This window comes from Micromonospora sp. NPDC003776 (assembly GCF_053605645.1).
Map to the genome: position 1 here is coordinate 1 of NZ_JBSGJR010000395.1, position 6,699 is coordinate 6,699.

8 protein-coding genes are annotated in these 6,699 nt (G+C 74.0%); 4 read left to right on the forward strand and 4 right to left on the reverse strand.

Annotated elements, in window-relative coordinates; all coding sequences use genetic code 11:
* Positions 1–33 precede the first annotated feature (33 nt).
* The 3 genes from ACWEVO_RS25930 to ACWEVO_RS25940 all read left to right on the forward strand — a co-directional run bounded on the left by ACWEVO_RS25930 (position 34) and on the right by ACWEVO_RS25940 (position 2,649).
* The gene (locus ACWEVO_RS25930; protein ID WP_452310121.1) at positions 34–174 is read left to right on the forward strand and encodes an SCO7613 C-terminal domain-containing membrane protein; all 141 of its coding nucleotides are present in this window, start codon (positions 34–36) and stop codon (positions 172–174) included.
* Positions 175–293: 119 nt separating this feature from the next.
* On the forward strand, positions 294–1,373 hold the full coding sequence (locus ACWEVO_RS25935) for a fatty acid desaturase family protein (RefSeq protein ID WP_452310116.1): 1,080 nt from the start codon (positions 294–296) through the stop codon (positions 1,371–1,373).
* A gap of 127 nt (positions 1,374–1,500) precedes the next feature.
* Entirely contained in the window at positions 1,501–2,649 is a 1,149-nt protein-coding gene (locus ACWEVO_RS25940; RefSeq protein ID WP_452310117.1) for an FHA domain-containing protein, read from the forward strand.
* 62 nt (positions 2,650–2,711) lie between these two features.
* Here ACWEVO_RS25940 and rocD read toward each other — a convergent pair whose 3' ends face one another.
* From rocD to ACWEVO_RS25955, 3 genes are all read right to left on the reverse strand, one after another.
* Positions 2,712–3,926, reverse strand: coding sequence for an ornithine--oxo-acid transaminase (gene rocD / locus ACWEVO_RS25945; RefSeq protein WP_452310122.1), 1,215 nt, complete (start codon positions 3,924–3,926; stop codon positions 2,712–2,714).
* Positions 3,926–4,741, reverse strand: coding sequence for a dimethylargininase (gene ddaH, locus ACWEVO_RS25950; RefSeq protein WP_452310123.1), 816 nt, complete (start codon positions 4,739–4,741; stop codon positions 3,926–3,928). Before ddaH ends, rocD begins: the two co-directional genes overlap by 1 nt.
* Before the next feature lie 173 nt (positions 4,742–4,914).
* The gene (locus ACWEVO_RS25955) at positions 4,915–5,553 is read right to left on the reverse strand and encodes an NAD(P)-dependent oxidoreductase (protein ID WP_452310118.1); all 639 of its coding nucleotides are present in this window, start codon (positions 5,551–5,553) and stop codon (positions 4,915–4,917) included.
* 103 nt (positions 5,554–5,656) lie between these two features.
* On the opposite strand from ACWEVO_RS25955, the gene ACWEVO_RS25960 reads away from it, so the two are divergent.
* Entirely contained in the window at positions 5,657–6,094 is a 438-nt protein-coding gene (locus ACWEVO_RS25960) for a winged helix-turn-helix transcriptional regulator (protein ID WP_452310119.1), read from the forward strand.
* A 42-nt stretch (positions 6,095–6,136) separates the two neighbouring features.
* On the opposite strand, the gene ACWEVO_RS25965 is transcribed toward ACWEVO_RS25960, so the two are convergent.
* Positions 6,137–6,541 (reverse strand): hypothetical protein, encoded by a 405-nt coding sequence (locus tag ACWEVO_RS25965; protein ID WP_452310120.1) that lies wholly within the window; start codon positions 6,539–6,541, stop codon positions 6,137–6,139.
* Positions 6,542–6,699: the final 158 nt, after the last annotated feature.

The following is a 6,699-nucleotide window of genomic DNA, read 5'->3' on the forward strand; positions in this document are numbered from 1 at the left end:
GCGGACGGTGACTTCGAGTTGGAGTATCCGGTCGTGGCCCGGGGCTGGGACCTGCTGCCCCGGTGGATCTTCCTGGGGCTGGGCGGGCTGGCGCTGATCGCGCTGGCGGCCACCTACGAGCGGCGCCGCCGGGACCTGGCCCGGCTGCGCGCCCTAGTTGGCCGGATGGGGTAGGGAAAACACCACCCGCGGTTGGGGGGCTGCCAGGATTACCCTGCGCAACCATCTTGACCAGACTCGGTGACGGAGAGTCGCGCCACCGGCGCGATCCACGACACCGGGAGCGGGATCGGATGACCTCATCGACGTTGACGGCACCACCGGCCCGGCGGGGCAGCGACTACGCACGGTTGTCCCACCGGGTCGCCGAGGCCGGGTTGTTCGACCGCCGGCCCGGCTGGTACGCGGCCCGCATCGCGGTCACCCTCGGCGCCTTCCTGGCCGGCTGGGCGCTGGTGGTGGCGGTCGGCGACTCCTGGTGGCAGCTGCCGCTGGCGGCCGGGATGGCGGTGGCCACCACCCAGGTGGCGTTCCTCGGGCACGACGCCGGGCACCGGCAGATGTTCCGTCGGCGCGGCCCGAGCGAGCTGGCCGGGCTGGTCGCCGGCAACCTCGCCGTCGGGCTCAGCTACGGGTGGTGGGTCGACAAGCACAACCGCCACCACGCCAACCCGAACCACACCGACGAGGACCCGGACGTCGGCGCGGGCGCGCTGGTCTGGACGGACGAGCAGGCGGCGGCGACCCGCGGTCTGAGCCGGTGGCTGGCCCGGCGGCAGGCGTGGCTCTTCTTCCCGCTGCTCCTGCTGGAAGGGCTGGCGCTGCACGTGGCGAGCGTCCAGGCGCTGGTCGGCCGGGAGCCGGACGGCCGCTGGCGCACCCCGGTCCGGCACCGCGCGGTGGAGGGGCTGCTGCTCGTGGCGCACGCCGTCGGCTACCTCGGCCTGCTCCTCGCGGTGCTGCCGCCGGGCAAGGCGCTGCTCTTCGTCGCCGTCCACCAGGGGCTGTGGGGGCTCTACATGGGGTGCGCGTTCGCCCCCAACCACAAGGGCATGCCGATGCCGTCCGCCGACGACGACCTGGACTTCCTGCGTAAGCAGGTGCTCACCTCACGCAACGTGCGGGGCGGCCGGTTCGTGGACGTGGCGCTGGGCGCGTTGAACTACCAGATCGAGCACCACCTGTTCCCGAACATGCCCCGGGCCAACCTGCGCCGGGCGCAGCCGATCGTCCGGGCCTACTGCGCGGAGCAGGGCATCCCGTACGTGGAGACCGGGCTGGTGGAGTCGTACCGACAGGCGCTGGCGCACCTGCACGAGGTGGGCGGCGAGCTGCGCCGGGAGCCCTCCCGGAACGACCCGGCACGTGCCTGAGCAGGCGCGCAGGCCCCTGCCGGTAGGGTCGTCGCATGGCAGACGTGCTCACCGCCGAGGCGGTGCGGGACGAGCCGGGCGGGTTCACCCCGGCCCGGCGGATCGACGACATCGTCCGGAGCGCCGCATGAGATTCGAGATCAGCAAGGTGCTGGACGCCATCGAGGGGCGGGTCAGCACCGACCCCTCGCTGGCCCGTGCCGTGGTCGACCTGGCCGAGGTGATTCGCTGGCAGGACCTGGACGGCGGGCGGCCGGCCAGCCTGCTACGGCTCGGCATGGTCATCGACGCCCTCGCCCGCGAGCTGGGTGAGGACAGCGTCCCGGTCTACGCCATCGTGCACCGGGCGCTGCTCTCCGACGCGGACCTGACCTCCAACGAGCGGATGGTGGTCCGACGCTGGGCCGACGACGGCCTGGTCGAGGTGCTGGACCAGCCCGGCGACCGGGTGCTGGAGGTGGCCGACCTGCTCGGCCTGCCGGTGCTGAGCCGGGTCCGGTTCGACGGCCTGCAGGGCCGCTACCCGTGGCTCAGCCAGGCCGGGCGGGCGCTCGCCCCGGTGCCCGGCGCCGGCGGGCCGGTCTTCATCGCCCACGTCGGGGGCGGGCAGAGCCCGACCTCCGGCGGCCGTTCACCGGTCGGCGCGAAGCTGCTGGCCCGGCAGTGGCGCTGCCCGGAGCCCGGATGTGCCCTCTTCGGCAGCGGTGGGGGCGGGGGCGCCTTCGCCGACCTGGCCCGGGTGGACCGGGCCCCGGCCGGTCAGCCGCCGCCGTCGTTGCGCAACGGCGTGCCGACCTGTCCCCGGCACGGGGCCCGGCTCGGTGACGCCGGGCCGCGCCCGCGTACGGAGGTGCTGGCGGTCCGGATCGGCGGGCTGGTGCGGCGGCGGTTCGTGCTCACCGAGACGCAGCCGGTGCTGGTCGGCCGGGCGCCGGACCAGGCCGACGGCGTGGTGCTCGGCCAGTGGCTCAACGACGAGGCCCGGCGGTGGATCAGCCGCAGTCACGTCCGGTTCGAGCTGCGGGTCGGTGAGGTGATCGTGACGGACACCAGCACCAACGGCTCGGGGATCCGGCCGGGCGGCTCGATGGCCGAGGCGGACCGGCTGGCGCTCGCGCCGCAGCAGTCCCGGGTGCTCGCCGAGGGCGACATCGTGGAGCTCTACCCGGGGGTGCACGTCGGCCGGGCCGACGACCTGCCCAGCGACGCGAAGTTCAGCCCGACCTCGGTGATGGCCGAGGCACCCACCATGGCGATGCGGCTGCCGCGTCCCTGACCCCGACGACGAAGGGCGCCGGGACCGTGGTGGTCCCGGCGCCCTTGCGCGTACGGGGTGGGTCAGCCCTCCAGCACGGCGGCGAGCTGGGCCACCGCGTGGTCGATCTCCTCCTCGGTGATCACCAGCGGCGGGGCGAGCCGGATGGTCGAGCCGTGGGTGTCCTTGGCCAGGACGCCCCGCTCCATCAGCCGCTCGCAGGCCTGCCGGCCGGTCATCAGCGCCGGGTCGATGTCCAGCCCGGCCCAGAGGCCGCGGCCCCGGACCGCGACCAGGCCCTTGCCGATCAGGCCACGCAGCCCGGCGTGCAGCCGCTCGCCCAGCTCGGCCGAGCGCCGCTGGAACTCGCCGGTGGCCAGCAGCCGGACCACCTCGGTGGCCACGGCGCAGGCCAGCGGGTTGCCGCCGAAGGTCGAGCCGTGCTGGCCCGGCTTCAGCACGCCGAGCACGTCGGCGTTCGCGGCGACCGCGGAGACCGGCACGATGCCGCCGCCGAGCGCCTTGCCCAGCAGGTACATGTCCGGGACGACGTCCTCCAGGTCGCAGGCGAACGTCGCGCCGGTGCGGCCCAGGCCCGACTGGATCTCGTCGGCGATGAACAGCACGTTGCGCTCGGTGCAGACCGCGCGGACGCCCGGCAGGTAGCCCTCCGGCGGCACCACGACGCCCTGCTCGCCCTGGATCGGCTCGAGCAGCACCGCGACGGTGTTCTCGTCGATCGCGGCGGTCAGCGCGGCCAGGTCGCCGTAGGGGACCACGGTGAAGCCCGGCGTGTACGGCCCGAAGTCGGCGCGGGCGTCCTCGTCGGTGGAGAAGCTGACGATGGTGGTGGTCCGGCCGTGGAAATTCCCCTCGGCGACCACGATGTTGGCCTGGCCCGGGGTGACGCCCTTGACCTGGTAGCCCCACTTGCGGGCGACCTTGATGCCGGTCTCCACCGCCTCGGCGCCGGTGTTCATCGGCAGCACCAGGTCCTTGCCGCACAGCTCGGCCAGCTCCCGGCAGAAGTCGGCGAACTGGTCGTGGATGAACGCGCGGCTGGTCAGCGTGAGCCGGTCGAGCTGCGCGTGCGCCGCCTCGATCAGCCGGGGGTGCCGGTGGCCGAAGTTCAGCGCCGAGTAGCCGGCCAGGCAGTCCAGGTAGCGGCGGCCGTCCACGTCGGTGAGCCAGGCGCCCTCCGCGGACGAGATCACCACGGGCAGCGGGTGGTAGTTGTGCGCCGTGTGGCGCTCCGCCTCGCGGACCGCGGACGGCGTCCGCAGCATGTCGTCGATGATCACTTGACTGCCTTTCCCTGACGGAGTCGCAACGTGCAGCACTTCGGTCCGCCGCCGGCCTTGCGCAGCTCGGACAGGTCGATCCCGATGGTCTCGTAGCCCCGGTCGCGCAGCTTGGCGGCCAGGTCGGTGGCCTGGGCGGGGAGCACCACGTGCCGCCCGTCGCTGACCGCGTTGAGCCCCAGCACCTCGGCGTCCGCCATGGTGGCGTGGATCGCGTCCGGGAAGAGCCGGCGCAGCACGGCGCGGCTGCCCGGCGAGAACGCCTCCGGCAGGTACGCGACGGTCCGCTCGTCCAGCACCGTGAGCGCGGTGTCCAGGTGGTAGAAGCGCGGGTCCACCAGCTGCATGGTGATCACCGGGTAGCCGAAGACCTCCTGGAGCTGGGCGTGCGAGGCGTGCGCGGTGCGGAACCCGGTGCCGGCGAGCAGGTGGTCGCCGACCAGCAGGACGTCGCCCTCACCCTCGTTGACGTGCTTCGGGTCGTGCATCTCGAAGCCGGCGGCCTCGAACCAGGCGCGGTAGGCGGGGGCCTCGTCGGCGCGCTGCGGGTCGCGGAACTGCACCGCCATCGCCTTGCCGTCGATCACCGTGCCGCCGTTGGCGGCGAAGACCATGTCCGGCAGGCCGGCCACCGGGTCGATCAGCTCGACCTCGTGACCCAGGTCGACGTACGTCTGGCGGAGCTGCTCCCACTGCCGGATCGCCAGGTCGGCGTCGACCGGGGCGGTGGGGTCCATCCACGGGTTGATCGCGTAATCGACGGCGAAGTACGTCGGCCGGCACATCAGAAAGCGCTGGCGGGTGGCGTCCATCGTCATGTCGTGCTCCCAGGGGTCGGGCGCGCCCGGCCACCGTCGGCCCACGGGCTGGCGCCGTGGTCCAACGGTATGCGGGGCGGGCCGACGACATCCACCGCGAGAAGTTGCGTACGGCGTCGGATCGTTGCGTCTGGTGCACTTCTCGCGGTGGATCGTTGCGTCGTCCGTCAGGCTCGCTCCACCCCGAGGTGCGCCCCCCGGTGCCGGGGCGTGTCGATCTCGTCGAGCAGGGCGACCGCCAGGTCCGCGTACGTGATCCGGCTCGCGGCCCGGGCCGGCGCGAACCGGTACCGGCCGGTGTCCGTGCCGCCGTGATCGAAGTCACCGGCCGGGCTGAGCACCAGCCAGTCGACGGCCGACCCCTCCCGGCGCAAAACTTCCGTCCCGGCCGCGTGCCCGAGGTAGAAGCCCCGGTACTCCTGCGGGTAGCCGGGGGTGTCCATCAGCGGCACGCCGGCCGCGGTCGGCAGCACCGAGGCGAGCCCCACCACGAGCAACCGGCCGACCCCCGCCCGCTCCGACGCCGTCAGCAGCGCCCGGGCCGCCGCCGGGAAGAACACCTCCGGCGCGGCGCTGAGGTCGGCCGCCGCATGCACCGCCGCGTCGTGCCCGGCCACCAACTCGGCGACCCGGCCGGCGTCGGTGACGTCGCCGGCGGCCACCCGGACCGGGCCGTCGCCGGCCAGCCCGGGATGGTCGGCCGGGCCCCGGACCACGGCCGTGACCTGGTGCCCCCGCTCCCGGGCCGCCCGAACCGCCGCGCGTCCGGCGCGGCCACCGGCACCGAAGACGATGATCCTGCTCATCCGCGTACCCCTCGTCGTCGCGGGCCGGCGCGGTCGCCGGCCGCTCGCGGCGGACGCTATCCGGGGGGCCGGTTTCCCCCGGGATACCGACTACGGTGGGCGGATGGTCACGCCGCTCGACCCGCAGATGTTCGACGAGCTCTGTCCGTCGGACCTGTCGCCGATCCGGTTCGGGGACAAGTGGGCCGGGATGGTCATCCGCTGCCTCGAGGGCGGGCCCCGGCGCTTCTCCGAGCTGCGGGTGCCGCTGCGCGGCGTCACCGCCAAGGTGCTCACCCGGTCGCTGCGCAAGCTGGCGGAGGACGGGCTGATCCGGCGCGACGTCCAGGCCGGGCGGATCGAGTACGCGCTCACCCCGCTGGGCCGCAGCCTGCTCGGTCCGATGGAGGTCGCCTGCGCCTGGGCCCGGGAGCACTGGGAGGAGCTGCTGGACGCGCGCGAGGGGGTCGAGGTGGGGGAGGCGGCCCCGGACACACGTCGGGGGCGGCGAACCGCCGCCCCCGAAAGAGGTGTTGCCCGGCTGGTGAACCACCAGAGCTGATCGGGCGTGCCGGCGCTGCGCCGGCGAGCCGGACAGTGCCCGTCAGAACCAGTTGGCAAACTGTGAATCAAGCCACTCGCGGAAGCGACCCACCCACTGGCCGTCGGTGGTCGGCCAGTCGAACTGGCCGGTCATCGCCACCACGCCGAGCACCACGGCGGCCAGGCCGGCGATGATGCCGATCAGCGCGTCCGTCTTGCCGGCGATGTGCCGGCGGCGGGTGGCCATCAGACCGAGCACGGAGAGCACCGCACCCACGGCGCCGAGCCCGATGCCGTACCCGGCGAGGGTGCCGGTCAGCACGAACAGCGCGCCCGCCACCGAGACGATCAGGCCGAGGGTGGCCAGCAGGCTGGCCCGCGGCTTCGGGCCGACCGCGACCGGAGCGGTCGGGGAGTCCAGGTCGGGGCGCTCGACGGGCCGGCCGTCCCGGTCCAGGTCCGTCACCACCGGGCGGTCGGGCCGGCGGTGCCGGTCCAGGTCGACGGTGCGCTCCTCGGACGGGTCGGTGGCTGGTCGTACGCGACGATCCGGTAGTCACCGCGGGCGGCGAGCATCTCGCGCTGGAAGTGGAAGGTCCCCATGTCCAGGCAGAAGCCGTGCAC

Excerpts from the sequence above, each read along its gene's own strand:
- ACWEVO_RS25935 (WP_452310116.1), top strand. The coding sequence starts at position 294 with ATGACCTCATCGACGTTGACGGCACCACCGGCCCGGCGGGGCAGCGAC.
- ACWEVO_RS25940 (WP_452310117.1), top strand. The coding sequence starts at position 1,501 with ATGAGATTCGAGATCAGCAAGGTGCTGGACGCCATCGAGGGGCGGGTC.
- ddaH (WP_452310123.1), bottom strand. The coding sequence starts at position 4,741 with ATGGACGCCACCCGCCAGCGCTTTCTGATGTGCCGGCCGACGTACTTC.
- ACWEVO_RS25955 (WP_452310118.1), bottom strand. The coding sequence starts at position 5,553 with ATGAGCAGGATCATCGTCTTCGGTGCCGGTGGCCGCGCCGGACGCGCG.
- ACWEVO_RS25960 (WP_452310119.1), top strand. The coding sequence starts at position 5,657 with ATGGTCACGCCGCTCGACCCGCAGATGTTCGACGAGCTCTGTCCGTCG.